Source organism: Psychrobacter sp. W2-37-MNA-CIBAN-0211, from assembly GCF_040309405.1.
Taxonomy (GTDB): domain Bacteria; phylum Pseudomonadota; class Gammaproteobacteria; order Pseudomonadales; family Moraxellaceae; genus Psychrobacter; species Psychrobacter glaciei.
The window spans coordinates 1-281 of record NZ_JBEOOU010000129.1 but is presented as its reverse complement, the minus strand read 5'-3'; the positions used below and the strand labels follow the sequence as shown (position 1 = coordinate 281).

Genomic DNA, 281 nt, shown 5'->3' with positions numbered 1-281 from the left:
GTTGGTGAGTTATTAGCACAAAGTCCTGATGCAAGTGTGCTTTCAGATTTTAGATTCAATGGCTCAGTATTAGGTAAAGAATCCGGTGGATATATTGTTGTCACCAATGAAAAACCGAAACCTAAAAGAATAGGTATTGATGATGTTATTGAGTTTCCCCGCTTAAATGACAAAAAAGCGGCAGTGGGTGAGTATAATGCGCACCAATTAATGCTTGAAAAGGGCTACAAACCACTAGGCAACACTAATGGTAAATATGAGCCAGGGCAAACGGGTATAGA

General features: G+C 39.5%; 1 protein-coding gene. It reads left to right on the top strand.

Translation table 11 applies throughout. The features are described 5' to 3' along the window. Positions 1-281 (top strand): hypothetical protein (locus AAEY72_RS14590; protein WP_352311248.1); only part of this gene is annotated, 281 nt, incomplete at both ends.